This is a genomic window from Acinetobacter chinensis (assembly GCF_002165375.2).
GTDB classification, from domain to species: Bacteria; Pseudomonadota; Gammaproteobacteria; order Pseudomonadales; family Moraxellaceae; genus Acinetobacter; species Acinetobacter chinensis.
Genome location: NZ_CP032134.1, coordinates 2,108,143 through 2,133,758, shown reverse-complemented (window position 1 = coordinate 2,133,758; position 25,616 = coordinate 2,108,143). Strand labels below are relative to the sequence as shown.

Annotated in this window: 25 protein-coding genes; 13 read left to right on the top strand and 12 right to left on the bottom strand. The window is 40.0% G+C overall.

What is annotated here, in order from left to right; genetic code table 11:
- Positions 1-279 precede the first annotated feature (279 nt).
- From alr to CDG60_RS11125, 3 genes are all read right to left on the bottom strand, one after another.
- Entirely contained in the window at positions 280-1,353 is a 1,074-nt protein-coding gene (gene alr, locus CDG60_RS11135; protein WP_087513855.1) for an alanine racemase, read from the bottom strand.
- A 474-nt stretch (positions 1,354-1,827) separates the two neighbouring features.
- Complete coding sequence (locus CDG60_RS11130; protein WP_087513856.1) at positions 1,828-2,868, bottom strand: AraC family transcriptional regulator; 1,041 nt, start codon at positions 2,866-2,868, stop codon at positions 1,828-1,830.
- Between the two features lie 369 nt (positions 2,869-3,237).
- Complete coding sequence (locus CDG60_RS11125) at positions 3,238-4,236, bottom strand: oxygenase MpaB family protein (protein ID WP_087513857.1); 999 nt, start codon at positions 4,234-4,236, stop codon at positions 3,238-3,240.
- Between the two features lie 254 nt (positions 4,237-4,490).
- Here CDG60_RS11125 and CDG60_RS11120 point away from each other — a divergent pair, with 254 nt between their 5' ends.
- Both CDG60_RS11120 and CDG60_RS11115 read left to right on the top strand, forming a co-directional pair.
- Positions 4,491-4,910 carry a DUF4259 domain-containing protein gene (locus CDG60_RS11120; protein WP_087513858.1) on the top strand — a complete coding sequence of 140 codons (420 nt, stop codon included), beginning with the start codon at positions 4,491-4,493 and terminating at the stop codon, positions 4,908-4,910.
- A gap of 8 nt (positions 4,911-4,918) precedes the next feature.
- Positions 4,919-5,569 carry a hypothetical protein gene (locus CDG60_RS11115; RefSeq protein ID WP_319922617.1) on the top strand — a complete coding sequence of 217 codons (651 nt, stop codon included), beginning with the start codon at positions 4,919-4,921 and terminating at the stop codon, positions 5,567-5,569.
- Between the two features lie 67 nt (positions 5,570-5,636).
- On the opposite strand, the gene dnaB is transcribed toward CDG60_RS11115, so the two are convergent.
- From dnaB to rpsF, 4 genes are all read right to left on the bottom strand, one after another.
- Positions 5,637-7,082, bottom strand: coding sequence for a replicative DNA helicase (dnaB, locus tag CDG60_RS11110; protein WP_087513860.1), 1,446 nt, complete (start codon positions 7,080-7,082; stop codon positions 5,637-5,639).
- Between the two features lie 203 nt (positions 7,083-7,285).
- The gene (gene rplI, locus CDG60_RS11105) at positions 7,286-7,732 is read right to left on the bottom strand and encodes a 50S ribosomal protein L9 (RefSeq protein ID WP_087513861.1); all 447 of its coding nucleotides are present in this window, start codon (positions 7,730-7,732) and stop codon (positions 7,286-7,288) included.
- Between the two features lie 9 nt (positions 7,733-7,741).
- Entirely contained in the window at positions 7,742-7,969 is a 228-nt protein-coding gene (gene rpsR / locus CDG60_RS11100) for a 30S ribosomal protein S18 (protein WP_087513862.1), read from the bottom strand.
- An 11-nt stretch (positions 7,970-7,980) separates the two neighbouring features.
- On the bottom strand, positions 7,981-8,367 hold the full coding sequence (gene rpsF / locus CDG60_RS11095) for a 30S ribosomal protein S6 (protein WP_087513863.1): 387 nt from the start codon (positions 8,365-8,367) through the stop codon (positions 7,981-7,983).
- Positions 8,368-9,405: 1,038 nt separating this feature from the next.
- On the opposite strand from rpsF, the gene CDG60_RS11090 reads away from it, so the two are divergent.
- From CDG60_RS11090 to CDG60_RS11075, 4 genes are all read left to right on the top strand, one after another.
- A complete protein-coding gene (locus CDG60_RS11090) occupies positions 9,406-9,639 on the top strand; it encodes a hypothetical protein (protein WP_087513864.1) in 234 nt (77 codons plus the stop codon).
- A 343-nt stretch (positions 9,640-9,982) separates the two neighbouring features.
- The gene (locus tag CDG60_RS11085) at positions 9,983-11,305 is read left to right on the top strand and encodes an NCS2 family permease (RefSeq protein WP_087513865.1); all 1,323 of its coding nucleotides are present in this window, start codon (positions 9,983-9,985) and stop codon (positions 11,303-11,305) included.
- A 92-nt stretch (positions 11,306-11,397) separates the two neighbouring features.
- Positions 11,398-12,399: an adenosine deaminase gene (locus tag CDG60_RS11080; protein ID WP_087513866.1), complete on the top strand. Its 1,002-nt coding sequence runs from the start codon at positions 11,398-11,400 to the stop codon at positions 12,397-12,399.
- 73 nt (positions 12,400-12,472) lie between these two features.
- Complete coding sequence (locus tag CDG60_RS11075) at positions 12,473-12,826, top strand: hypothetical protein (RefSeq protein WP_087513867.1); 354 nt, start codon at positions 12,473-12,475, stop codon at positions 12,824-12,826.
- A gap of 122 nt (positions 12,827-12,948) precedes the next feature.
- Here the strand turns inward: CDG60_RS11075 and CDG60_RS11070 are convergent, their stop codons facing one another.
- Positions 12,949-13,503: a cytochrome b gene (locus CDG60_RS11070; protein ID WP_087513868.1), complete on the bottom strand. Its 555-nt coding sequence runs from the start codon at positions 13,501-13,503 to the stop codon at positions 12,949-12,951.
- Between the two features lie 242 nt (positions 13,504-13,745).
- On the opposite strand from CDG60_RS11070, the gene CDG60_RS11065 reads away from it, so the two are divergent.
- Positions 13,746-14,090: a hypothetical protein gene (locus CDG60_RS11065; protein ID WP_087513893.1), complete on the top strand. Its 345-nt coding sequence runs from the start codon at positions 13,746-13,748 to the stop codon at positions 14,088-14,090.
- A gap of 62 nt (positions 14,091-14,152) precedes the next feature.
- Positions 14,153-14,722 carry a ribonuclease HII gene (gene rnhB, locus CDG60_RS11060; RefSeq protein ID WP_087513869.1) on the top strand — a complete coding sequence of 190 codons (570 nt, stop codon included), beginning with the start codon at positions 14,153-14,155 and terminating at the stop codon, positions 14,720-14,722.
- 57 nt (positions 14,723-14,779) lie between these two features.
- On the opposite strand, the gene csrA is transcribed toward rnhB, so the two are convergent.
- The 3 genes from csrA to alaS all read right to left on the bottom strand — a co-directional run bounded on the left by csrA (position 14,780) and on the right by alaS (position 19,324).
- Positions 14,780-15,034 carry a carbon storage regulator CsrA gene (csrA, locus tag CDG60_RS11055; protein ID WP_004989721.1) on the bottom strand — a complete coding sequence of 85 codons (255 nt, stop codon included), beginning with the start codon at positions 15,032-15,034 and terminating at the stop codon, positions 14,780-14,782.
- A 251-nt stretch (positions 15,035-15,285) separates the two neighbouring features.
- Complete coding sequence (locus CDG60_RS11050) at positions 15,286-16,566, bottom strand: aspartate kinase (RefSeq protein ID WP_087513870.1); 1,281 nt, start codon at positions 16,564-16,566, stop codon at positions 15,286-15,288.
- A gap of 64 nt (positions 16,567-16,630) precedes the next feature.
- On the bottom strand, positions 16,631-19,324 hold the full coding sequence (gene alaS / locus CDG60_RS11045) for an alanine--tRNA ligase (protein ID WP_171405452.1): 2,694 nt from the start codon (positions 19,322-19,324) through the stop codon (positions 16,631-16,633).
- Positions 19,325-19,767: 443 nt separating this feature from the next.
- Here alaS and fadI point away from each other — a divergent pair, with 443 nt between their 5' ends.
- Positions 19,768-21,072 carry an acetyl-CoA C-acyltransferase FadI gene (gene fadI / locus CDG60_RS11040; protein WP_087513872.1) on the top strand — a complete coding sequence of 435 codons (1,305 nt, stop codon included), beginning with the start codon at positions 19,768-19,770 and terminating at the stop codon, positions 21,070-21,072.
- A 354-nt stretch (positions 21,073-21,426) separates the two neighbouring features.
- On the opposite strand, the gene CDG60_RS11035 is transcribed toward fadI, so the two are convergent.
- Positions 21,427-22,233, bottom strand: coding sequence for a hypothetical protein (locus CDG60_RS11035; RefSeq protein ID WP_087513873.1), 807 nt, complete (start codon positions 22,231-22,233; stop codon positions 21,427-21,429).
- A gap of 146 nt (positions 22,234-22,379) precedes the next feature.
- Here CDG60_RS11035 and gap point away from each other — a divergent pair, with 146 nt between their 5' ends.
- From gap to CDG60_RS11015, 4 genes are all read left to right on the top strand, one after another.
- A complete protein-coding gene (gene gap, locus CDG60_RS11030; protein ID WP_087513874.1) occupies positions 22,380-23,402 on the top strand; it encodes a type I glyceraldehyde-3-phosphate dehydrogenase in 1,023 nt (340 codons plus the stop codon).
- A gap of 134 nt (positions 23,403-23,536) precedes the next feature.
- The gene (locus CDG60_RS11025; RefSeq protein ID WP_087513875.1) at positions 23,537-23,836 is read left to right on the top strand and encodes a hypothetical protein; all 300 of its coding nucleotides are present in this window, start codon (positions 23,537-23,539) and stop codon (positions 23,834-23,836) included.
- A gap of 335 nt (positions 23,837-24,171) precedes the next feature.
- Entirely contained in the window at positions 24,172-24,807 is a 636-nt protein-coding gene (locus tag CDG60_RS11020) for a paraquat-inducible protein A (protein ID WP_087513876.1), read from the top strand.
- Positions 24,804-25,616, top strand: a complete 813-nt coding sequence (locus CDG60_RS11015) for a paraquat-inducible protein A (RefSeq protein ID WP_087513877.1) — start codon at positions 24,804-24,806, stop codon at positions 25,614-25,616. Before CDG60_RS11020 ends, CDG60_RS11015 begins: the two co-directional genes overlap by 4 nt.

The following is a 25,616-nucleotide window of genomic DNA, read 5'->3' as shown; positions in this document are numbered from 1 at the left end:
ACTATATATGGCTCAGAGAGAAGGTGAGGATGAGGGGTAATGCTGATCAGTTTAGCAAAATTATTAGGAAAATTTCTAGAATCTCCCCTAACCCCTCTTTGAAAAAGAGGGGAACTTCTTGTAACTAAAATGGTTTTTTAGTAATGAAAGCCCCCTCCTTTGGAAAAGGAGGGTTGGGGAGGATTCAAAAAACCTTAACTGACTTGCATTAAGGATGAGGGGGAGCTTTTATAAAAGGTTAGGATGAGAGCTTTAAATAGCCCTCATTTTTTACAACCCTCAAATTTTCTTACGAACAGGACGATTGCTCATACGACACAGCAATTCATAACCAATCGTACCATTGGCTTCAGCAACATCATCGACCAAGCGATCTTTACCCCAAAGCTCAACTTCTGTACCCAAAGGTGCATTTAACCCTGTGACATCAATCGCGATCATATCCATTGCCACACGACCAATCACACGAGTTGGTTTGCCATTGATTGCAACATAGTTCTGTTTTGGAAATGCACGTGGATAACCATCACCATAACCAATCGAAACAATGGCAATGTCCATTTCTGATTCAGTAACAAAGGTTGAGCCATAACCGACAGATTCACCCGCCTGGATGTGATTTAAAGCAATAATTTCCGCAGTAAACGTCATGACAGGTTTGATATCTAGGTCATTGACAGATTTGTCTGCAAATGGCGATGCACCGTAAAGCATGATGCCTGGACGGACAAAGTCAAAGTTAAGTTCTGGCCATTTAAATATCGCAGCTGAGTTACAGCATGACGCCATAATTGGATCACAGGCTTCTTTTACATCTAAAAATTGATTTTTTTGTTGTTCATTGAGCGGATGATTTTCTGCGTCGGCATTGGCGAAATGCATCGCAAGTACACAGCTAAAACCATCTGCTTTGAGTGCGTGAATCACATCAATAATTTCAGGGACTTTAAAACCTAAGCGGTTCATGCCACTGTTGAGTTTGACCCAAACTTTTAAGCCTTTGGCGATATAAGCATCTTTTTGAGTGCGTAACCAGTCCAGTTGTTCTTGCTGATGGACGACGACTTCAATGTTATTTTCAACCACCACAGCTATTTCATCGGCACTGAAAATACCTTCGATTAAGGTAATCGGTTGCTGATAGCCTAATGCACGAATTTCTAAAGCTTCTTCAAGGCAGGCAACACCGAACGCATCCGTTTCGGCTAAGGCGGCTAAACAGTCTTTTACGCCGTGCCCATAGGCATTGGCTTTGACCATGCTGACAATTTTAGCAGTTGGGGCAAGTTGTTTAACACGGTTTAAATTATATTGCAGTGCTTTACTGTCAATATAAACTGTTGCTTGGCGCACCCTGAGTACTCCTTCAGGAAGATTAAAAACATAAACGTGCAGTCAAAGCTGCACGTCATTTTGGAAATATTGCATAGGATTTTCCAATGCGGTCTATTGTATGCCGTTCAATTTGAAATAAACATCAACATTTATGTTTTTGATGATTTTAGTGTTCAGTATCGGAAAATTAAACTTGATGATGAAAAGTTTTGCATTTCATTTGAGTATTTAAGAGCATTAAAATGCTATTCGGCGGAGTCTTACATCAAAAGTTTTAATTTCAGGATTAGCCTTCGGCTCGACCTACTTTTCTTTCGGGAAAAGTAGGCAAAACCATTGTCATTCTCAAAACTCGTCAACTACCTGATATTGATTAATTTCATCGCAAAAACAAGATATAGCAAAAGTAGTCTTGCCTCAAACAGTTGCGAATGACGTTGACGCGTATCAAATATTTTATGAACGTTATTTTGCAATATTACTTCATGATACTTATAGTATGGATTTTCGATATTGATTGGGTGTCATCCCAGTGTGTCGTTTGAAAAAATGATTTAAGGCGCTTTGTTCTGAAAATGCCAATAAACTTGCAATATCAGACAACGAAAGCTGTTCATCCTGCATATAGGTTTTGGCAAGTTCAAGGCGCATCGAATCTAAAATACTTTTAAAATTCAGTTCCTGTTCACGTAACAGATTCAGTAATTTAGATTTGGAAATAGCCATTTCTTTTGCTACAAAATCAAGCGTGGGTACGCCTTGATCAATCCCCAAAGCCAATGCTTTTTGCACTTTATTTAATACCGTATTCTCAGGTGTAATATGCAGATGATGCATGTATTTAAGTTGAGCTTCGGCTTGGCGATGATAAAGTTCGATAAAATAATCATGACTTAAATTAATCGGTTGTTTTAAATTATTTTTTTCAAAAATGATTGCGCCGACTTTGCATTGAAAATGGATGTCGCAGTTAAAGAATGATTCATAAATCGCTACATTTTTAGGCAACGCACCAGGTAATTCAATATATTGTGGTTTTAGCGTTTTATCATCAGGGTTCAGTTGCCACAGCATTTGCATAAAACAACTGATGCCTAACTCATATCCGATGCGGATGGTATTCATCATATCTTCATTATTCACAAATGCTTCTAGCTGAGGCACATTCCACTGAACTTTAAGTGTTTGATCATCTTCAATAATATCAACTGCGAAACCATCCCACATCAGGGCATAATATTTTTTAAACTGTAAAATGGCTTGTTCAAGATCACGACTATGTAAAATTAAATAGCCCAACACGCCTGAATACGAGGGTTGAAAATGTTGCGCGATTTTTAAACCCAAAGCATCGCTCGGATGCAGTTGGGAAATATAGTGCAGAATAAAACCCAATTCAGTGAGTTGAACGCGATGATCAGGTTGCCATGATTGCATGTGGCGAAGTAATTCTGCATTTTGAATATTTTGTTCCGTTAAAAAATCACGGAACATACCTGCAATAGCGCCATTCACTGTTGCTTTTTGATTCATATCATTTGCTAAGTTTTATTTTAAATATAACGAAATCATAGCAAACGACGCTCTGAATTGAATCCTGTTGTTGTAATAAATTTGGAAATAATACCATTCTATTAAAGTTTGATAATATAAATTAAAGGTTTGCACAGACTCGACTTACATTGACAAGTTTAAATTACTTTGCGTAGTCGATGCCTCACTTTTGAAGGATGAGGAATGTATTCCGCAAGGTGACAAAAATCCTTTGTTAGACTGAGGGTAAGTCCCTTTACCCCAGTCTAACGGGCGACATCCATGTCGCCAAGCGCGATAGCACCACTGAATGTGAAATCTTTAAAGCTTTAGCTTTTATATTAAGTTAATTTCAAAGATTGGTATAAATTAAGCAATTTTCTGCAATTTTTCAGTATGGCGCATCTTTTTAGGATGATTCATCGCTTGATGCATCAGTTGATAACCTTGCGCACCAATTTCCTCATGAAATATTTTCAGAACAGCAGGCGTTTGCATCGCTTTGACCAATGCCTTGCCTGATTGAATTGCTACTCGATCTTTCATTGCAGAACGTGGCAGTCCCGCAAGTTTGCAAATTTCTTTTGGCGTTAATGCAACCACGATGGTTTTCAGCACGGGATAAAATTTCAAAATCATTTGCATCATCTGATCATCAGTTTCAACGCCTGATGGATCAAGTAAGGTATTGATAATATCCCGTGTTTGTTGTGTGATCGCCGCCTTGCTATTGGTCAGTTGAATATAAGTACGAAATTCTTCTCGAGTTTGTGGAAGATCAGTCAAATCATTGATTCTTTCCATTGGATAGCCATGTTTACGGGCACTTTCCTTAACGGTTTCAATACTTAAATCAGGATAAACTTCCTGTAAAGAAATCAGATACTGCACACTTTCTTTAAAAAATTGTGCTTCTTCTTCAGCAGGTAACTTTCCAACAAGCTTTTCATAGGCATAATAAACCGAATGCCATGTGATCAAATGCGTACCGACGACCAATAGCGGATCAAGGGCACTGTATTGTTGTCCTGTCAGTGGAATATTGCCTTTGATGTGTGAATGTAGCTTAAACAAACGCTGATTGGCTTTACTCGCAGTTTCTGTATCAGCAAAAATCACAGTCAGGAAATAGGTCATGGTGCGACTTAAACGCCCAATCGGGTCTGATTTATAGGTTGCACGATCCGACAGTGCCGCAGCTGCATCGATACTTGCCAAAACTTCGATATAAAATGATCGTGTCAGCCCGATAAATGCAGCAGGGTGTGACCATACTTTCCAACTGATCGAATCAGGGCCAAATAATCCATGATCTTTGAAATTGTTATTGGCAGTATCTAAATGAAAATGTATTGAAGATTCAGTCATGGCATTCCCTGATGTTGTTATTTTACGGATTGAAAAATATAAATATCAGGATGATGCTAAATAAGAAAACTCTGAAAATATTGATTATAAATTTGCAAATTTGATTTTAAATACAATTTTATTCATTTAAGCATAGTAGACAGTGAAAATGATAAAAGGAGTCATTCATATCTGTTTACAGATTTAATGATTTTAAGGCTATTGTATCCTCTAAAATGATTTTTCAAATAATAGTAAATCATGAGGAATAAAAAATGGGTGCATGGTCACACGAACCATTTGGCAATGATACCGCTTGTGATTGGGCGGCTGAATTAGAAGAAAGCACGGGCTTTGTGGTGATAGAGCAGGCTTTAGATCAGGTCATTGCAGATAAAAATGAAGATTTTATTGATGCGGACGATGGCAGTATTGCCCATGCTGCCGCGGAAGTACTGGCTCAAATCACAGGTCAGGGTACACAGGATCTGGACTTTCTGGATGGTGTGAGTCAGTGGGTCGATCAACTGGATGCACGACCTTCTACTGCGTTGATTCAAAAAGCCATCATCGTTATTGATATTTTGACACAGGAAAATTCTGAACTGGATGAATTGTGGCAAGACTCTGATGACTATGATGCTTGGGCGCAAAATTTAAATGAACTGAAAGAAATTTTGAAAAATGCATCTTAAGTTTGAATATGATCAATAAATTGACGATACGAGTTTTTCATCCTATCGGACTATGTACATTATTTTTTACGCAGTCAGTTTTGGCATGTATGCCACACTCAGCGGAAGATGTCTTTATTGCACGTTTTCAAAGTTCGAAAGAAATGAAAAGTGATAGCGCAAATTTTGAAATTAAGCTCAGTTCAGATCAATTTATTCTCCGTTCATTGCTGGATGGATTTAAATATGCAAAACCGATGCAATGGAACAGTACATTTTCAAGCCAAAATATTGCGAAAGACAGTTTAATTATTGGTTTAGCCTATGCACCTGATGGCGGAAAACCTGAGCAATATCAGATTGCTTCATTTGCAGAACTGAGTTGTGAGAATAATCAGTTGAGTATTTCTAAACCAATAGCACCATTTTTAGCCTGGAATAAACAAACTTCGAATTGTGCTTTTGGGGATCGGAAAGACACAGGAATTCTGGATGGTTTTTTAGAACATGATCAAGCTTATTATCTGGCAAAACTGCAACAGGAATATCCGACCTGTCAGCGGTTAAATAAGGCATTTCCACCACTTGAAATGAATGATAATTCTACACATTCACAAGCAACGGCGAGTTGGAAATTGTGGTGGGGAAGGCTGATAAAATTTATTAAATCATGGTTTTGAGCATATCAGCCTGAACATAAAACGATAAACTAAAGAACACCTAAGAAATAAAAGAGCAAGAAATCCCTTACTCTTCATCTTCATATTGAGCATAGTATTCAGGGGATAAATTACTGAAACGGGTATATTGACCTTCAAAGGCTAAACGCACCGTACCAATTGGACCGTTACGCTGTTTACCAATAATAATTTCTGCTGTACCTGCTTCTTTCGATTCTTTGTTATAAACCTCATCACGGTAAATAAACATAATCAAATCGGCATCCTGCTCGATCGCACCAGATTCACGTAAGTCTGACATAACAGGACGTTTATTTGGACGGTTCTCCAAAGAACGGTTGAGCTGAGACAGTGCAATGACAGGGCACTGCATTTCTTTAGCCAGCGCCTTTAAGCTTCGTGAAATTTCACCAATCTCACCGACACGGTTATCACCCATGCCAGGAACTTTCATGAGCTGTAAGTAATCGACCATGATACAGCCCAACTTACCGCCATGCTGTTTGGCAACACGCCGTGCACGTGCACGTAATTCAGTTGGTGGCAGGGCAGATGAGTCATCAATATAAAGATGCTTTTCCTGTAACTGCAGAATCGTACCCGTCACTTTGGACCATTCATCACCATCGAGTTTACCCGAACGTAAATGACCCTGATGGACTTTACCGTAGGCTGAAATCAAACGCATGGCGATTGAGTCAGCAGGCATTTCCATAGAGAAAACGAGTGCTGGCAGGTTACAGTTGAACAGGACACTTTCCACCAGGTTCATGGCAAATGTGGTTTTACCCATGGATGGACGGGCTGCAACGATGATCATATCACCGGCTTGCATGCCTGATGTTTTATTGTCCAGTTCGGTGAAACCAGTGGTCAGACCGGTAATGTTGCCATCGAGCTGAGAAAGTTCATTCAACTTATCAAAAACATCAGCCACAACGGTATTGATCGCTTTTGGGCCAGCATCTTTTTTATTGTTGTTGTGCTGTTCCGCAATCTGGAAAATATTGGTTTCTGCCAGGTCTAGAATTTCACTGACAGAACGACCTTTCGTGTCATAGGCATTCTGGAGAATTTCTGTGCTGACCTTAATCATATTTCTTAAGGTTGAAAATTCTTTAATTTTAGAAGCATAGGTTTCAAGGTTATAAAAACTGGATGGAGAATCTGCCATCAGTTGCATCAGGTATTCTTCACCACCTACAGCCTCAAGCTGATTCTGTTTGATCAGCCAGTCATTGACCAGTACGGCATCATAAGGTGAGTTTTCTTTTGCCAGTTTATCTATGGCACGGAAAATATATTTATGACGGGTCGCATAGAAATCATTTTCCTGGAGTATGTCGCTGACCTGCTCATAGGATTCAGCAACCGTCATCAGTGCAGCCAGTACTGCCTGTTCTATAGCCAGATTATGTGGAGGCGTACGAAATTCCTTCAACTGAGCATTATCAGATGGCTTTGCATCATTTTTAAATGTATTTGCTGTAGCTGTGGCAGTAGCCTGAGACATATAAGACCTTGATTTTTAAATAAAACAGAAAAGTAAGTCTGTGGAGACCTATCATAATCCAAAAATGAACTTCTTGCACGGGGTGAAAGTTGAATAAGCTGATTTAAGCAAAACAGGGTAAATTAACAATCTGAAAAGATTAAAAATAAAAACTGGAAATAAAAAAAGAGCATGCGAAAGCATGCTCTTTTTTTTGCAGAAAATTACTCAGATACGATAGTAACGAGAACTTCAGCAGCAACATCATGGTGCAATTGAATTGCGATGTTGAATTCGCCAGTGTGACGAAGTGCACCGTTCGGTAAACGAACTTCAGCACGGTCAACAACAAGACCAGCATTTGTTAATGCTTCAGCGATATCGCGAGTACCGATAGAACCGAACAGTTTACCTTCGTCACCAGCTTTAGCAGTGATTACGATGTTAACTTCGTTCAGTTGGTCAGCACGTGCCTGAGCAGTAGCTAAAACTTCAGCTTCAGCTTTCTCGAGTTCAGCACGGCGAGCTTCAAAAGCTGCAGTGTTAGACTCAGTAGCAGCAACTGCTTTACCTTGAGGGATAAGGAAGTTACGGCCGTAACCAGCTTTAACTGAAACTTTATCGCCTAATTTACCAAGGTTTTTAATGCGTTGTAATAAGATAATATCCACGGCTCAACCTCACTTATGATTGTCAGTGTAAGGAATCAGCGCAAGGAAGCGAGCTTGTTTGATAGCAAGTGCTAACTGACGCTGGTAACGAGCTTTAGTACCTGTAATACGGCTAGGAACAATCTTGCCGTTTTCAGTGATGTACTGTTTTAAAGTGTCGATATCTTTGTAGTCGATGTACGTAACGTTCTCAGCTGTAAAGCGGCAGAACTTGCGACGACGGTAAAAACGTGCCATTGATGTTCTCCTTATGCTTCAACAGAATCTTGAGCTTGTTGTGCTTCTTCACGCTGAGCTTTACGCGCGCGTTTTTCTTCAGCACTCTTAGCCAGTAAAGACTCTTCAGTGATTGCGTGTTCACGACGGATGATAACATTACGAAGAATCGCGTCGTTATAACGGAACAGTTCTTCAAGTTCATCAAGCGTAGTCTGACCACATTCGATGTTCATCAGAATGTAGTGAGCTTTGTGAATTTTGTTGATTGGGTAAGCCAGTTGGCGACGACCCCAGTCTTCAAGACGGTGAATTTGACCTTCAGCATCTTTGATGTGAGAAATGTAGCGTTCTACCATTCCCACAACTTGATCGCTTTGGTCTGGGTGTACCAGAATTACGATTTCGTAGTGACGCATTGTCAGCTCCTTACGGTTTATACAGCCCCATTCAAAAATGAACGAAGCAAGGAGTCACAATCTGAAGTCAGCTGTAAAACAGCCAACAGATTGAGCCGCAAAAATTGCGAGGGCTCATTATAGGCAAATACTGCTCTAAAAACAAATAAATATTTTCGTAGCTTCAGGTCGGAGGTCTGGTTTTCAATTCTTCATTGATAAAATCTTAACCGGTTGTTTATAAGCGTGAACTGAACCTGAAAACTGTCAGATGTGAGAAAAACTGAATCGGGCGCAGCGAGAATACAACCCACAGCTTGGAATAGCCTCTTTTCTCATACTGTTTCTTTATACAGGAAAGAATGAAATCTCGTACCGGCTATGTCAGAAGGTTTCAGGAACATTTCGATCTTTGTATCAAAACTGATTTTCTGATGTGATTCAGGCTGATGATATACAGGATAATTTGAAAGAATTGGGTGCAATTTAAAGGTACTGAAAAAATAAATAATACTGTTTTTCTATTTATTGATTTTGAACGAAGTAAGATTTTTTGAGGTATTTATAATTAAAAATTCAGTTTTTAAGACTTAAAAGCTATCAGTTGAAGATAAATTAAATCACAAATACTTGCAATAATGCGACTTGTGTCACATTATTGGTTCATGAAGAGTAAAAACTCTTTTGAGCACTGCGGTTATTCCCCAATAACCGTCTTAATAATCCTATAATTTTCCCCAAAATTATAGGATTTTTTTTATTCTTTGTATTTTAAATTGTGGTTAATTCATGCATCGCAGTTTAACTATTTATGTTTTATCCTGACTTGATAAATTACCAATACTCACATTTGTGAGAATCATGATACTGACCGGTATAGATTCAATATATTCAATAGGCGGATTGCGAAATTCAGTTGAGTGATTCATTACAGATTGATGACTGATTTAAATTAGCAATAAAAGGAACAGATGTATTGATAAAATAAATGTGACTTACATCGCATAAATGGTTGGATTTTTGTTATATTGCATTTAATTTATTCATAAGCTGTCAACCATGAGCAAGGCCTTAACGATAAGTTTTATTGCTGCTGTTGGTCTGGTCGGGTATATCGCCTATCAACAGTCAGTCATTAAACAGCAAAAAGAAATGAATCAGGTCATCAGTGATGCAAAACAGTCATTGCAGAAGATTGAATCCAATCCTAATCGTAAAATTATTCAGATTGACTCAACTCAGCAAAGTAACGTAACGAATGGAACATTGATGGGTGAGGCTAAAAAACTCTGAGTTTCCTTCTGTCTGTTTGCGGTCAGTCCGATGATTAATTTCTGAAAATAAAAAAAACAGTATGATATAATTTGCCAATCAAATAATAGGTCGGCCTCTGGTCTGGAGATCCTGATTTATTTTATGGACTGAAGCTGCATAAAAGGTTATGCAGCTTTTTTGTTTATATCTGAATATACACGACTGTTTATATGCTCTTGATCACTCAGGATTTTAAACAGGGTTTTATGATGCTGTGGCAAATTTTTTTGCCTTCACATTGCCTATCTATTTGTGAATTACTGGAATGCATTTTGTATTTTTCAGTATTTTCAACAGGAAATTCATTAACAGGGGCTAGGTCATGACGACTCCTAATCCAACATCCACTGGTTTGCTTGAACGTTTATTCAAGCTAAGTGAAAACAAGACCACGTTCAGAACTGAAGTTCTTGCAGGTTTAACAACCTTTCTGACGATGTGCTACATCATCATTGTAAACCCCTTGATTCTTTCTGAAACAGGAATGGATCATGGCGCAGTTTTTGTAGCAACCTGTCTTGCTGCTGCGATCGGATGTTTCGTCATGGGTATTGTGGCAAATTATCCGATTGCACTTGCACCCGGTATGGGGCTGAATGCTTATTTTACCTATTCTGTGTGTATGGGAATGGGCGTGGAATGGCAGGTTGCACTGGCAGCAGTTTTTGTTTCAGGACTGGTATTTATTGCCATCAGTATGTTTAAGATCCGTGAAGCAATTGTCAATGCCATCCCGATGTCACTTAAATTTGCTATTGGCGGTGGGATTGGTCTATTTCTGGCACTGGTTGCGCTGAAAAATGCAGGAATTATTGTAGATAATCCTGCAACACTGGTCGGACTGGGTGATCTGAAAGATCCTAAGGTGATCCTGGCTTTACTTGGATTCTTTATGGTCGTGGTAATGCATCACTACAAAATCCGTGGTGCCATTATTATCAGTATTCTGGCCATTACAGCGGTTTCAACATTGCTTGGAATCAATGAGTTCAAAGGCGTGGTTGGGGAAATTCCTTCAATTGCACCAACTTTTATGCAGATGGATTTCACAGGACTGTTTGAGGCAAGTCTGATCGGTGTGATCTTTGTATTTTTCCTGGTGGATCTGTTTGACTCTACAGGGACACTGGTTGGTGTTTCGCATCGTGCGGGTTTACTGAAAGATGGTAAATTGCCACGTCTGAAAAAGGCATTGTTTGCAGATTCATCTGCAATTGTTGCAGGTGCGGCTTTAGGTACATCTTCAACAACACCTTATATTGAATCTTCTGCAGGTGTTGCAGCAGGTGGTCGTACAGGTTTAACTGCTGTTGTTGTCGGTATTCTGTTTATTGCCTGTCTGTTTCTGGCACCACTTGCTCAGTCTGTACCGGGTTTTGCAACTGCACCCGCACTTTTATTTGTGGGTGTGCTGATGCTGCAAGGGATCACCAATATTGAGTGGGATGATATCACTGAAGCAGTCCCAGCATTTATGACGATTGTATTCATGCCATTTACTTACTCTATTGCAGATGGTATTGCGATGGGCTTTATCAGCTATGCACTGGTTAAACTCTTAACAGGTAAGGCTGCAACTGTGCCATATATGGTCTGGATTATTGCGGTACTCTGGGTGATTAAGTTTGCTGCTTTTGGTGGCTGATTATCTGTATCTGGAAAAGGGTGTAAACTCAGTTTACGCCCTTTTTTATTTTAAAATATTTGAAAACTGAAGTGAAATTTGAGGATAGAAACATGAATAGATCAGAGCTTATCCGTGCCTTGCCTAAGGCTGAACTGCATGTACATATTGAAGGCACGTTTGAGCCGGAACTCATGTTTGCCATTGCTCAACGCAATCAGATCGATATTCCATACAAGTCTGTGGAAGAAGTAAAACAGGCCTATAATTTTCATAATTTACAGTCTTTTCTGGATATTTATTATGCAGGGGCGGCTGTACTCATTCATGAACAGGATTTTTATGATCTGGCCTGGGCATATTTTGAAAAATGTGCAGAAGATAAGGTCGTTCATACTGAAATGTTCTTCGATCCTCAGACACATACTGACCGTGGTGTGACATTTGCAACGGTAATCAATGGTTTGCAGCGTGCCTGTGATGATGCTCTGGCTAAATTAGGTATCAGTTCACATCTGATTATGTGCTTCCTGCGCCATTTGAGTGAAGAGGCTGCTTTTGCAACCTTAGAACAAGCTTTGCCTTATAAAGACCAGATTATTGCTGTGGGGTTGGACTCAAGTGAAGTGGGACATCCACCGTCTAAATTTGAACGTGTATTTACCAAAGCGCGTGAAGAAGGTTTCCTGATTGTGGCGCATGCAGGCGAAGAAGGTCCTGCTGAATATGTGTGGGAAGCTTTGGATTTACTGAAAGTGAACCGTATTGATCATGGTGTGCGTTCTGAAGAAGATCCAGCGTTGATGGAGCGCCTAATTGCTGAAAAAATGCCTTTAACGGTGTGTCCACTCAGTAATTTAAAGTTATGTGTTGTGAATGATATGGCACAACATAATATTCAGCGCTTATTGCAGAAAGGCGTGCATGTGACGGTAAATTCTGATGATCCATCGTATTTTGGCGGTTATATGAATGATAACTTCATTGCGATTGCAGAAGCTTTGGATCTTACACACGATGACTTAAAGAAGCTGGCGAAGAATTCATTTGATGCTTCATTTATTGCTGATACAGAAAAGCAAAAATGGAACAATCAGATTGATGCTCTGGCTTAAATCAATCCAGATTTACCCTGAACAGTTTTAAAAAAGCAGTGTTTTCAGCACTGCTTTTTTTGAGGAAAGATGTGTGAAATTTTTAACAGCTTTGACTTTACTGACAATCGTTCCAATCACCGTGGCGTGTGCAGAAACAGATTCTCACACAATACGCCAGAAAATGTTGAAACCATTGATCGAACAACAATGTCAAAGTGAGTTGAAATCTTCGAAAATATGGAAAGCAGCATCTATATTCTGGAATGATTCTGAGCAGAAGCATGCACAGCAAAAAATCTGTGGCTGTGTTGGTGAAAATGCATTGAAAGATGTGTCAAATAAAGACCTGGTCATGGCTTCAGTGAATGAAGAAACTAAAAATAAAGTCATTCGTCAGGCGGTGGTAAGCAGTTTAAAAGGATGTGCGCAGGAAGTTTTAAAATAGTTTTTGTTCAGGATTAACAATTAGCCGTTTATAAAATATTGGTTTTTGAAATTTAAGCCAATAAAAAGCACATCATTTGATGTGCTTAAAATCATGGTTTAATGGATGGTATCAAACAAAACTTAGTCTTTCTGGCGCATCATGCTTCTTAAAACATTGTCTTTATCAATAAAGTGATGTTTCAATGCCGCACCGATATGACCGATTAACAGTAAACCTGCTGCCCATGCGATATATGCATGTAATGGTTTTACTATTGCTGTTAAATCAGGATTGTCCTGTACCAGTTTTGGTATTTCAAATAAGTATAGAACAGGTACTGGATGCCCAGCACTCCAGCTGAATAAACAACCTGTGATCGGCAATGCAAGCAAGACCAGATATAAAGCTAAATGCCCAAAATGTGCCAGTTTTTTCATGGTTGGAGACATGGTTTCAGGCAGCTCAGGAGCAGGGTGGGTATAACGCCAGAAAATTCGGATCACAACCAGGAAAATTAAAACTGATGCGATATTTTTATGTAATGTAATGACATTACCTTTAAAACTGCCATCGGATTCATAACTTAAAAAGTTACCGCTATAAAAACCAATCACATAGGCAACAATGAAAATAATTGCCATTAACCAGTGAAGCCATTGTGCTGTTCTTGTGTAGTACTTGGATGTATTGTTCATAATAAATGAAATGATAGCAGAATTGGGTTCATATTAAGGGTTAGACTGGCAGCTTAAAATGGTGTGAATAGAACAATATGTTGAATATTTGCAACGCTGAGAAATGTTGTTTTTTGTTCATATAGCTGATATTGGTCAATTTCATATTTCTAAATTTTACTTCTTTGGGCAGAATACGCCTACATGTTTATAAAAAGGAAGAAACAGTGAATAAATTAGCTCTATTACTTGTACCAGCTGCAATGTTCTTGACTGCGTGTGCATCAACAGGTACTACTGGTACAGATGCAGCAGCTACTCCGACTCAGCAGCTGGGAACAGTTGCTTTGAAAATTGCGATTAATGCCAAGTGTACAACTGAGCTGAACAATTTACCTGCATGGAAAACGGCAACAAAGTTGATGACAGAGACTCAGAAAACTGATGTACAGTCGGAAATCTGTGGCTGTGTCAGCGATAAAGCACCTCAAAGTGTGACTGCTGTAGATCTGGCAACTGCGGCACTTGATCCTCAGGCTCGTGCGACTATTGTCAGTCATGCCGTGACTAAAACGATCAATGCATGTGTTGCTGAAGCTGTTCAGTAATTCTGTATTATAAAAATTTTAGACAGACTGACAGTTTCAGTCTGTTTTTTTTGGGAAATGAAATGAAAATTGGTGGTGTCGATGAGGCAGGGCGTGGTCCATTGGTCGGTTCAGTTGTTGCAGCTGCAGTGATACTTGATCCGAATAATCCAATTGAAGGATTAAACGATTCAAAGAAGCTGACCGAAAAAAAACGTGAAAAGTTATTTATTGAAATTCAGGAAAAAGCACTGGCCTGGGCAATTGCAGAAGCAACCCATACAGAAATTGATGAAATCAATATTTTACAGGCATCTCTGCTTGCGATGCGTCGTGCGGTTGAGGCACTGAAAATTCAGCCTGATCATGTACTTGTCGATGGAAATAAAGTCCCACAGGGCTTACAGATGAGCTGTGATGCTGTGGTTGGTGGTGATGCAATTCATGCAGAAATTTCAGCAGCAAGTATTCTTGCAAAAGTGACCCGTGACCGTGAAATGGTTGCGCTGGATCAGAAATACCCACAGTTTGGGTTTGCAAAGCACAAAGGTTATCCGACTAAAGTACACTTTGAAGCTATAGCAGAGCATGGTGTTATTGATGAACACCGACGCAGTTATGCGCCTGTGAAAAAAATTCTGGGATTGATCTGATTGCGGAAAAATTTAAAGCGGCCTTAGGGCCGCTTTAATATGAAGAACAGTTAATGTTTAACGATTAAAGTTATTCTGTGAGAAATTATCATCTTCAAAGGAAGGCTGATAATCCTGATCGAGGTGTTGTAAATGTTCGTGCATAGCGCGTTCATGTTGAATTCGTTGGTAGATTTCTTCACGATGAACTGATACTTCTTTAGGAGCATTGACACCAATACGAACCTGATTACCTTTGACACCAAGCACAGTAACACTGACTTGATCCCCTATCATTAATGTTTCTCCGACACGTCGGGTCAGAATCAGCATGTTTATCTCCTTGCAAAATGCTAAACGTGCAGTTGATCTAAATTAAAAAACACACACAACCTTTGGCATCAAAGAAATTCTAGCATAAAGTGTGATAAATATCACATAAATATCGATGCTATAAATTTCAAAAAACCTCAGAAGCTAATATAGCAGAGCCACTATAGAAAAAACTATAGTGGCTCTGTATTTTTGTAGTCTTTTGCAAAAATTGTCTGACAATGATAATTTTTGTCTATTTGCAACAAAAATTATGCACGAACGCTTGATTCACCATGTTCACGGTCTAAACCGAAAGCAGTGTGAAGTGTACGAACTGCAAGTTCTAAGTAGTTTTCTTCAATAATCACTGAGATTTTGATTTCAGAAGTTGAAATCATCAGGATATTGATGCCTTCATCAGCAAGAGCAGTAAACATTTTACTTGCAACGCCTGCATGTGAACGCATACCTACACCCACGATTGATACTTTAACGATATCGTCACGTGTAGCAACTTCACGAGCGCCGATCGCTGTTGCAGTTGTTTCTAAAATAGTTTTCGCTTTTTTCAGCTCGCTACGGTTAACCGTAAACGTGAAGTCAGTTGTACCATCTTCTTCAACGTTCTGGATAATCATATCCACTTCAACATTTGCAGCACCAATCGGTGACAAAATTTTAGAGGCAATACCTGGTTCATCAGGAACACCTAAAATAGTTAATTTTGCTTCGTCACGGTTAAATGCGATACCTGAAATAATAGGATTTTCCATGTTGTCTTCCGCTTCAGTGGTGATTAGTGTTCCGACGTTTTTCTTAAATTCTTCGTCGAATGCGCCATCATCGTCATTATCAAAACTTGATAATACGCGTAAAGGCACCTGGTATTTTCCTGCAAATTCTACAGAACGAATCTGAAGGACTTTTGAACCAAGCGATGCCATTTCAAGCATTTCTTCAAATGAAATGCGATCAACTTTTTTAGCTTTTGGTGCAACACGAGGGTCAGTGGTATAAACACCGTCCACATCGGTATAAATCTGACATTCATCCGCTTTCAGTGCAGCAGCAAGGGCAACGCCTGAAGTATCTGAACCACCACGACCTAAAGTTGTGGTGTTTCCTTCAGCATCAAAGCCCTGGAAACCAGCAACAACAATCACACGACCTGCATCTAAGTGCCCAGTCATTACATCTGTGTCGATTGATTCAATACGCGCTTTGGTGTATGAATTGTCAGTTTTAATCCCAACCTGGCGACCTGTAAGTGACTTCGCTGCAACACCAATTGAATTGAGTGCCATTGCTAACATTGAAATCGTTACCTGTTCACCCGTAGACACCATTTGGTCCAGTTCACGAGGATCAGGGGTTTCGGTAATGGCTTTCGCTAAAGCCAATAAGCGGTTGGTTTCACCACTCATTGCTGATACAACCACGACAACTTTGTGTCCGTGATCATGCCAACGCTTTACACGACGAGCAACATTTAAAATGCGCTCAGGAGTACCCATAGAGGTACCGCCATATTTTTGAACGATTAATGCCATAGTTGTTCCATATAAGCAGTGACTCTAATTGGCATTAGAGTCATTTACACAAAAGGTGAAGTTATTATTTTTGAGCAAGCCAGGCAGTAAGATCTGCCATAACTGGTTCAAACTTCTCGTTTAGTGGCGCGCCACCTTGTGCTAAGTCAGGTTTACCACCACCTTTACCACCCAGCTCAGTCGCTAAGTGTTTGATGATGTCACCCGCTTTTAGATTTGCAGTGAAATCTTTCGCCACAGATGCAATCAGACTGACTTTGTCAGCGTCAACACCTGCAAGTACGATGACTGCATTATCCAATTTAGATTTGACACTGTCATGAAGATGACGAACTGATTTCGCATCCTGACCATGAACAGTGGCAATAAGTGTTTGACGACCAGCGATATCCTGAACCTGACCCATCAGTTCAGATGCTTGGAAATTCGCCAGTTTTTGATTCAATTGCTCAATTTGTTTTTGCAATTGATGTGCAGATTCAACAGTTGCTTCAACTTTTTCAACGGTCTGATCTTTTTGCGCTTTTAACAAATCATTGATGTGAACAATGTCAGCATCAACTTTCTGTACAGTTTCAAGTGCTTTAGTCCCTGTAACCGCTTCGATACGACGTACACCCGCAGCAACACCACCTTCTGAGGTGATCTTGAATAAACCGATATCACCTGTACGTTTTACATGGATACCACCACACAATTCGATAGAGAAGTTTTTCTCATCTTTTGTTGTACCCATAGAAAGAACACGTACTTCATCGCCATACTTTTCACCGAACAGCATCATTGCGCCTTTTTCTTTGGCAGCGTCGATGTCTAAAAGTTCAGTTGAAACAGCAGTATTGGCAATCACTTCAGCATTGACAATACGTTCAATCTGTTGAATTTGAGCAAATGTCACAGGTTGGTCATTGGCAAAGTCAAAACGTAAAATGTCAGATGCAACCAAAGAACCTTTTTGTTGTACGTGTTCGCCCAAAACTTGACGTAATGCAGCATGTAAAAGGTGAGTTGCAGAGTGGTTACGTGCAGTTGCTTCACGGATATCGGCTTTTACAATCGCTTCAACCGCTTGAGTTGCTTTTAAGCTACCCATTGTCACGATACCTTGATGGACAAATGCACCGCCCGATTTTTTAGTATCTTGTACTTCGAAAATACCCGTATCGTTTTTGAAAATACCTGTATCACCGATCTGACCACCGCTTTCTGCATAGAAAGGCGTCTGGTTCAATACGATGAGGGCTTCATCACCTTCAAAGACTTCATCAACTTGTTCGCCATCTTTGTAGATCGCAACAATTTGACCTTGACCATTGGTTGAGTCATAACCATCAAACTGAGTTTCGCCATCGACTTTGACAATAGAGTTGTAATCAACAGCAAACTTACCTGCATCACGGGCACGTTGACGTTGAGCAGCCATTTCAACTTCGAAACCAGCTTCGTCAATGGTTAAATCACGTTCACGTGCAATATCAGCGGTTAAATCTGTAGGGAAACCATAAGTATCATAAAGTTTAAATACTGTTTCGCCGGCAATCACATTGCCTTTTAAGTTCGCCAATTCACCTTCAAGCAATTTCAAACCTTGCTCTAAAGTTTTTGCAAATTGTTCTTCTTCACGGATTAACGCAGTTTCGATCACCTGACGACGTTCAGCAAGCTCAGGATAAGCTTCGCCCATCACTTCGATTAAAGGCTGCAACATTTTGTAGAAGAATGTACCAGTCGCGCCCATTTTATTACCATGACGTACAGCACGACGGATAATACGACGCAGTACATAACCACGACCTTCATTCGACGGATTTACACCATCCGCAATCAGGAAGCAGCAAGAACGTGCATGGTCAGCAACCACTTTAAGTGAAGCAGGGTATTCAACAGGACTGTTGTTTGCTTGTGCAGTTGCAACAGCTTGTGTGGTATCTACACCGATAATTTCAGCAGCAGATTTTAACAAGTGCTGGAACAGATCAGTTTCGTAGTTTGAATTTACATGTTGTAAAACCGCAGAAATACGCTCTAAGCCCATACCTGTATCAACAGAAGGGGCAGGAAGATTATGCAATACACCATCCGCAGTACGGTTGAACTGCATGAATACGTTGTTCCAGATTTCAATGAAACGGTCGCCATCTTCTTCAGGTGAGCCAGGTAAGCCACCCCAGATGTGATCACCGTGGTCAAAGAAAATTTCAGAACAAGGACCACAAGGACCTGTATCACCCATTGCCCAGAAGTTATCTGATGCGTATTTTTCGCCTTTGTTATCGCCAATACGGATGATACGGCTTGCATCCAGACCAATCTCTTTGTTCCAGATGTCAAACGCTTCATCATCGGTATGATAAACAGTGGCATAGAGTTTATCTTTTGGTAATGCTAACCATTCTTCGCCAGTCAAAAAGTCCCAGGCAAAACGGATTGCATCATGTTTGAAATAATCACCAAAAGAAAAGTTACCCAACATTTCAAAGAATGTATGGTGACGTGCGGTATAACCAACGTTATCTAAGTCGTTGTGTTTACCGCCTGCGCGGACACACTTCTGTGAAGTCGTTGCACGAATATAGTCACGTTTTTCAAGACCTAAGAAACAGTCTTTGAATTGGTTCATCCCTGCATTGGTGAACAGCAGAGTAGGGTCGTTGGCGGGTACAAGTGAACTCGACGCGACACGTGTATGTCCTTGCGATTCAAAGTAACGCAAAAATGCTTCACGTATTTCGGCAGTTGTCATAAAACGAGTACTCACAACCAAGTCACTCCATAATTTTCTATTGGCTAAAAGTGCGTGGCTAAGTCTGATTTTTATGCTTAGTCAGCACACGGGCTTAATTTTTAAAAACGCCAAAGTATAACGGAAAAACCGCGCTCCACCAATGATTTTAAGGTGAATTGGAGGTTTTTATATAGATGATGTTTAATTTTTTAAATCCTCTCGATTTGTTGAAATCGTGATGCATCAAATTAATATTACTGAGCATCGTATTTAGGATGAATTCACAATCACCTCGAGTATGTCAGGAGAGTTGATTTTTTCATTCATAGCCAAGGGTGGGGGCAGCACATTTTATTTGTAACAACTAAGCACATAAATATCAGTCAGGATTGTCAGTCCAGCCATTGTTGAATAAACACACAGCGCTTTACTCTCGGTTATTGTCATTTTGATTAAAATAATTTTAAGGAACGAAAGTGAACAGCAAAGTAGATTTATCCAATAAGCATGGACGTATTGCCATTGTGGATGCGGTTCGTACTCCATTTGCCCGTATTGCAACACATTATAAAGATTTGAATGCGATTGATTTAGGCGTAATGGTGGTCAATGAACTGATCAAACGCAATAATTTAAATAAAGATGACATCGACCAATTGGTTTTTGGCATGACCGTGATGATTCCAGAAGCGCCATTTATTGCCCGTGAGATTGCTTTACAGGCAGGGCTGGAAAATGTTGATGCATATAGTATTACTCGGGCATGTGCGACCAGTTTTCAAACTATTAGCAGTGCAGCTGAAACTATATTGGCGGGTAATGCGGACATTATTATTGCAGGTGGAACAGATTCGACTAGCAGTGTACGTTTACCAATGTCGGCAAAATTTTCTTCGACATTGCGTGATGTCAATTTTGCCAAAACACTCAAAGATCGTTTGAAACTGCTCTCTGCTTTACGTCCGACTGATATTTTGCCGCAACAACCTTCAATTACAGAATATTCTACCCATGAAACTATGGGGCAAAGCTGTGAGAAAATGGTGAAAAAATGGGGCATTGGTCGTAGCGAGCAAGATGACCTTGCCTTTAAATCACACTTCAATGCGGACAATGCGTGGAAACAAGGTTATTTAGATCAACAGGTACTGACAGCGACATTAAGTTCAGGCAAAACTTTAAAAGAAGACAACCTTGTCCGTCAAAATCCGAAGCGTGAAGCTTATGACAAATTAAAACCTGTATTTGACCTTTTGGGCAAAGGTACGGTGACAGCAGGTAATGCAAGTCCTTTGACAGATGGTGCATCGGCTGTTTTGCTGATGAGTGAAGAAAAAGCCAAAGCTCTAGGTTTTGAACCGATTGGCTATATTCGTTCTTATGCTTTTGCCGCGAAAACGCCAAAAGAAGATTTGTTAATGGGACCTGTGTTGGCAGCACCAATTGCCTTGGAGCGTGCAGGGATTCCACTTGCAGAAATGACACTGATTGATATGCATGAGGCTTTTGCAGGTCAGGTTTTGTGTAATATTAAAGGTTTAGCCTCAGACAGTTATGCCAAAACGGTATTGAACCGTTCTCAAGCTGTAGGTGAGGTGAATTTTGATATTCTCAATGTGAATGGTGGTTCAGTCGCTTATGGTCATCCATTTGGGGCAACGGGCGGGCGAGTGATCGGTCAGACTGTGCATGAGCTGAAACGCCGTGGCGGTGGTGTGGCTTTGACGACGGCATGTGCTGCGGGTGGTATCGGTGCTGCGATGGTGTTGGAAGTCGATTAATACTTCAGATTTAACTTACATTGAGCATTGAATTTACGCAGGTTTTTGACAATAGATCTCTTGCATAAGTCAGAAAATATTCAAATTTTAGATTCAAAACATATCCAAAAGAATATTGGAGTTCCTTCTCCCTCTAGGATGAGGAGGTAACTCCGCAAGAGGATGAGGGCTTTAAAATAGAAAACCTCTCCCTCTTGCGAAACGATGTTTCTCATCCTGAAAGGAGAGGGGGACATCCAATATTGATAAGATCTTGCTGAAATTAACTTTCGCAAGAAGTCTAATAGAACAGGTGCTGATCTGTACTCTTGTCCTAATAGGAAAATTTAAGCCACAAATTTTCTGTTCATAGTTTTATTCATCTTTTAAATCATCCGAATACAACAATTGTGTTCTGTCGATTTGATAAGACTGACCATTAAATTTTAAAAGTTGTTGTTGCGTTTTATTCACTTTGGTTGTTTTACATTCTTCATCGGTATCTACTGATTTTTTAGTTTGTTTGAGTAAAATATCTTGCAATTGATTATTCTGAGTATTTCGCAGAATAAAAATGCTTTTTATGTCATCATTGGTACTTTCATCACAGCCATACATAGGTCGCCAATTCGATTGGATTTGAGTGTTTATATTTCTTAAAACCGATTGAACTTTATTGTTTTTAGCAGTCGGAGAGCTGTAAATAATACGGAATAAATTGAACTTATCTAAATTATAGCTGTGTTCACCTATACTGTAGAGGTGTGTTTTTAATCCAATTACATGTTGTTCAGCTAAGTTTGAGTATGGGGCACGATCAAATTTAATTGATGAGAATCGACCATTCGCTTCTGAAAAAAATTGAGGATGTTGATAGCGCATTAATAATTTTTGTTTATTCATATCAATTAAATCAAGATTGATCTGATAATTACCTTGGTTCATTTCGATCATATTGGCTGTTGCAATCAATATTTGTGAATCATTGAGTTGGATACAATCGAAACGATTTTCAATTTCCTCATGTTTAAGTGTTAAATCTGACAATAATTTAAACTTTTGAATCAGTTGTATAGTTTGTTGTGTATTGCATGAAGCATAAATTGGCTTTGCATGAAGTACAGGGCTTGAGAAGATGCAAGAGGCGATGAAAATGTATAAGCATTGATCTAAATTCGCCATTTTAAAATTCTCAGTTTTATCAAAAGTTGTTTTAATGTTTTAGGTTTGAATTTTTCTACAGCATTTTGACAAATATTCTCCATAAAGCAAAGAAATCCGATAACATATTCAGCTGAAATGTGTGGTTTCAATTCTAAGGATAAGTAATGCAACGTGTGGCGATTAATGGATTTGGGCGGATAGGGCGCAATGTTCTACGTGCCTGGTTTGAAAATCCTAAAGACTTTCATTTTGAAATTGTCGCTGTCAATGATGTTGCCGATGTTGAAACACTTGCCCATCTGTTTCGATATGACAGTACCCATGGACGCTTTAAAGGCAAGGTCAGTATTGAGACAGAGGACGGACATTCTTTTCTGAATATCAGTGCGGGGCTTGCCGGTCTGCGGGTGGAAGTTTTTGCTGAAGCTGATCCTGAGAAACTGCCGTGGCATCAACTGAATGTGGATGTTGTACTGGAATGTACAGGTCTGTTCCGTTCACATGAAGCCGCGACGAAGCATATTACCGCAGGTGCAAAACGTGTCATTATTGGTGCTGCACCGTTTGATACGGTAGATGCAGCCATTGTCTATGGGGTCAACCATCACGAAGTTAAGACAACTGACCGGATCATTTCGGGGGTTTCCTGTACGACTCAGGCACTGGTACCTCTGGTCAAAATTATTGATGATGCTTTTGGTATTGAAAGTGCGCTGATGACTGAGATTCATGCCGTAACAGCTGATCAGGCTGTACTGGATCATGCACATCGTGATTTAAGACGGGCACGGGCTTCTGGGCAGAATATTATTCCTACCACATCTTCTGCACTGGGAGCTTTAAAGCGGGTGATGCCGAAAATGGAAGGGCGTATAGATGGTTATTCCATACGTGTTCCAACTATCAATGTCGCAGCAGTTGATCTGACTTTTGTCTCGCGTTCACCTCTTGATACGCATACGATCAATCAGGTGCTGAGGGAATCAGCAGAGCGTGATTACTCAGAAATTATGGATATTACAGAAGAGCCGCTGGTTTCCAGTGACTTTAATCACTCGCCGTATTCTTTAATTGTTGATCTGACTCAGACTATGGTTGCAGGGCACCAGGCGAAAGTTTTTGCCTGGTATGATAATGAATGGGGATACGCAAACCGCTTACTCGATTTGTGTGAGTCCTTTACCTGAACTGAGTATGTAGCTGTCAGGACTTTAAAAAGCTTTTGATTGAATAAAGAAAAGTATCTTTGATACATCAGTTCACATAAGATGTGATTTTATATATCAATAAAGAATGAACTTTGAATTAAGTGGGAAATGCGATGCTGATTTTGATCTGGGGATTTATTCTGCTGCTGGTTTGTGCGGTAGGCTTTCTGTTCTGGTTGTATTTTAGAAATCAGGATGATTCTGTGCATTCTGATACACAGATTATGCAGACAGAAGACAAAGTTCTGCATCTGGAAGAAAATCTGAAAAAGACCCTGGAAATAATGCAGGGACTGGCAAAGAAAATGCAGGTTCAGCAGGAAGTGCTGGATAAAACCACGACCCGTCTGAATCAGCTTGAACTTCAAAATGCAGAACTGGTGAGTCTTCTGGCTAAACTGAAAAACCTGTAATTTGAGCAGTATAAATAGTTTCAGAATCACACTCCTGGGCGTCCGGAACTGGTCATGCGTTTAACAGACTTAAAGGAATGCTAAACTTATATTTGTTATTTAATCTTTTGAAAATGAATTCAATTTTAGAATAAACCTTAGTCTGATTAATGGTTCTGAACATGGTTGCCCCATCGGATACTTGTCTGGTGGGGCAATTTCTTTGGGTTTATCAAACTGATCTGTCAGTAAACAATTCACTTATAAAAATAAACATAAAAACGCCTGGTTTGAGTTAATTTAATTATTAAAGACAAAAAACTCTATAACGATATTAAAAAAGGTATGTGCGCAGCATGCAACTGAGAAATCATACTGACCTTATTGGTTGTGAAGAATGTGATGCGGTTTTCCAAAGAGTGCCACTTGCAACAGGCGAGTATGCTTATTGCAGTTGCTGTGGTGCAGAGTTATACAGAAAAATAAATAACTTCAATACATTGCTTGCAATGATTGTCACGGCACTTATCGTTTTTATTATTGCGAACAGCTTTTCCATTATTAAAGTTGAGCTTCAGGGGAATTATTCAGAAACAACACTGCTGGGTGCAGCGTGGATCATGTTTCAGACTGATCGGGCTTTCGTAGGTGCATTACTGATGCTGACCACTTTTATTGTTCCTCTGTTGTACATCCTGTTAATGACTTATGTTCTGACGGTCATTATGGGTATCAGGCGGGAGGTGTTCAGAAACTCCCGCAAAACCATTCGGGTGGTACTGAGAACACTTTATTTCTTACGGACCTGGGGAATGGTGGAGGTTTTCCTGATCGGGATACTGGTGACCCTGGTGAAACTGGTTGGTATGGTGGTTGTAATCCCTGGGATTGCACTCTGGGCGATTGCAATATTAAGTGTGCTGCTGGTATATATTGGCTCCATAAAAATTAAAGATTTATGGGATGCGATTGATGTGTATGTACCATTATGAAGCATTCTGAAAATAATACCGATGTTGCGGTTCTGCAACCAGCCTCCCGTGTGGATGTAAAAAAAGATCTGCATACTGAAGCAGTGCCATTAAGAGCGATTGATCTGTCTCTGGTGCTTTGTCATTGCTGTGGATTGCTGAACCCACAGCAGGAGACAGATGCTGTTGATCATACCGTTGATGAGAATCAGCGTTGCAGCCGATGTAACAGCCCTGTACACCTGCGCAAGCCTGTAAGTCTGCAAAGGACGTTTGCCTTTCTGGCAGCGGCAATCATTCTTTATATTCCTGCCAATATTTTGCCTATGACGGTGACTGAATCATTGCTCGGGCGACAGCAGGACACGATTATGAGTGGTGTGATCTATTTCTGGAAAAGTGGAGATTATCTGGTATCCAGTGTGATTTTTATGGCGAGTATTTTTATTCCGATGCTGAAGCTGATCATTCTGGCTGTACTGTTGGTTGCGGTATATCTTCAGTCATCAAAAAGCGTGACTTTTTCTCCGGCGCATTGCGCTACGATGTACCGTATTGTGGAGTTTATCGGTCGATGGTCCATGATCGATGTATTTGTAGTGGCATTGCTGGCAGCACTCATTCAGATTCAGTCACTGGCAACAATTCTTGCAGGACCGGGTGCTGTAGCTTTTGGTGCGGTTGTTGTACTGACCATGCTGGCTTCACAGAGTTTTGACCCGCGAATGATCTGGGACAATTATAGTCTTGAACAGCGTAAGAAAATGAATAAGCATGTGAGTGTCCATGTGACCAATGCTGATTTTAACTCATCAAAAAAAGAAATATGA

Coding starts and splice junctions, on each gene's coding strand:
- CDG60_RS11115 (WP_319922617.1), top strand. CDS start 4,919: ATGATCAATAAATTGACGATACGAGTTTTTCATCCTATCGGACTATGT.
- rnhB (WP_087513869.1), top strand. CDS start 14,153: ATGAAAATTGGTGGTGTCGATGAGGCAGGGCGTGGTCCATTGGTCGGT.
- CDG60_RS11020 (WP_087513876.1), top strand. CDS start 24,172: ATGCAACTGAGAAATCATACTGACCTTATTGGTTGTGAAGAATGTGAT.
- CDG60_RS11070 (WP_087513868.1), bottom strand. CDS start 13,503: ATGAACAATACATCCAAGTACTACACAAGAACAGCACAATGGCTTCAC.
- CDG60_RS11025 (WP_087513875.1), top strand. CDS start 23,537: ATGCTGATTTTGATCTGGGGATTTATTCTGCTGCTGGTTTGTGCGGTA.
- CDG60_RS11080 (WP_087513866.1), top strand. CDS start 11,398: ATGAATAGATCAGAGCTTATCCGTGCCTTGCCTAAGGCTGAACTGCAT.
- CDG60_RS11015 (WP_087513877.1), top strand. CDS start 24,804: ATGAAGCATTCTGAAAATAATACCGATGTTGCGGTTCTGCAACCAGCC.
- CDG60_RS11085 (WP_087513865.1), top strand. CDS start 9,983: ATGACGACTCCTAATCCAACATCCACTGGTTTGCTTGAACGTTTATTC.
- CDG60_RS11050 (WP_087513870.1), bottom strand. CDS start 16,566: ATGGCATTAATCGTTCAAAAATATGGCGGTACCTCTATGGGTACTCCT.
- CDG60_RS11035 (WP_087513873.1), bottom strand. CDS start 22,233: ATGGCGAATTTAGATCAATGCTTATACATTTTCATCGCCTCTTGCATC.
- dnaB (WP_087513860.1), bottom strand. CDS start 7,082: ATGTCTCAGGCTACTGCCACAGCTACAGCAAATACATTTAAAAATGAT.
- CDG60_RS11090 (WP_087513864.1), top strand. CDS start 9,406: ATGAGCAAGGCCTTAACGATAAGTTTTATTGCTGCTGTTGGTCTGGTC.
- rpsF (WP_087513863.1), bottom strand. CDS start 8,367: ATGCGTCACTACGAAATCGTAATTCTGGTACACCCAGACCAAAGCGAT.
- CDG60_RS11130 (WP_087513856.1), bottom strand. CDS start 2,868: ATGAATCAAAAAGCAACAGTGAATGGCGCTATTGCAGGTATGTTCCGT.
- CDG60_RS11065 (WP_087513893.1), top strand. CDS start 13,746: ATGTTCTTGACTGCGTGTGCATCAACAGGTACTACTGGTACAGATGCA.
- rpsR (WP_087513862.1), bottom strand. CDS start 7,969: ATGGCACGTTTTTACCGTCGTCGCAAGTTCTGCCGCTTTACAGCTGAG.
- csrA (WP_004989721.1), bottom strand. CDS start 15,034: ATGCTGATTCTGACCCGACGTGTCGGAGAAACATTAATGATAGGGGAT.
- CDG60_RS11120 (WP_087513858.1), top strand. CDS start 4,491: ATGGGTGCATGGTCACACGAACCATTTGGCAATGATACCGCTTGTGAT.
- CDG60_RS11125 (WP_087513857.1), bottom strand. CDS start 4,236: ATGACTGAATCTTCAATACATTTTCATTTAGATACTGCCAATAACAAT.
- gap (WP_087513874.1), top strand. CDS start 22,380: ATGCAACGTGTGGCGATTAATGGATTTGGGCGGATAGGGCGCAATGTT.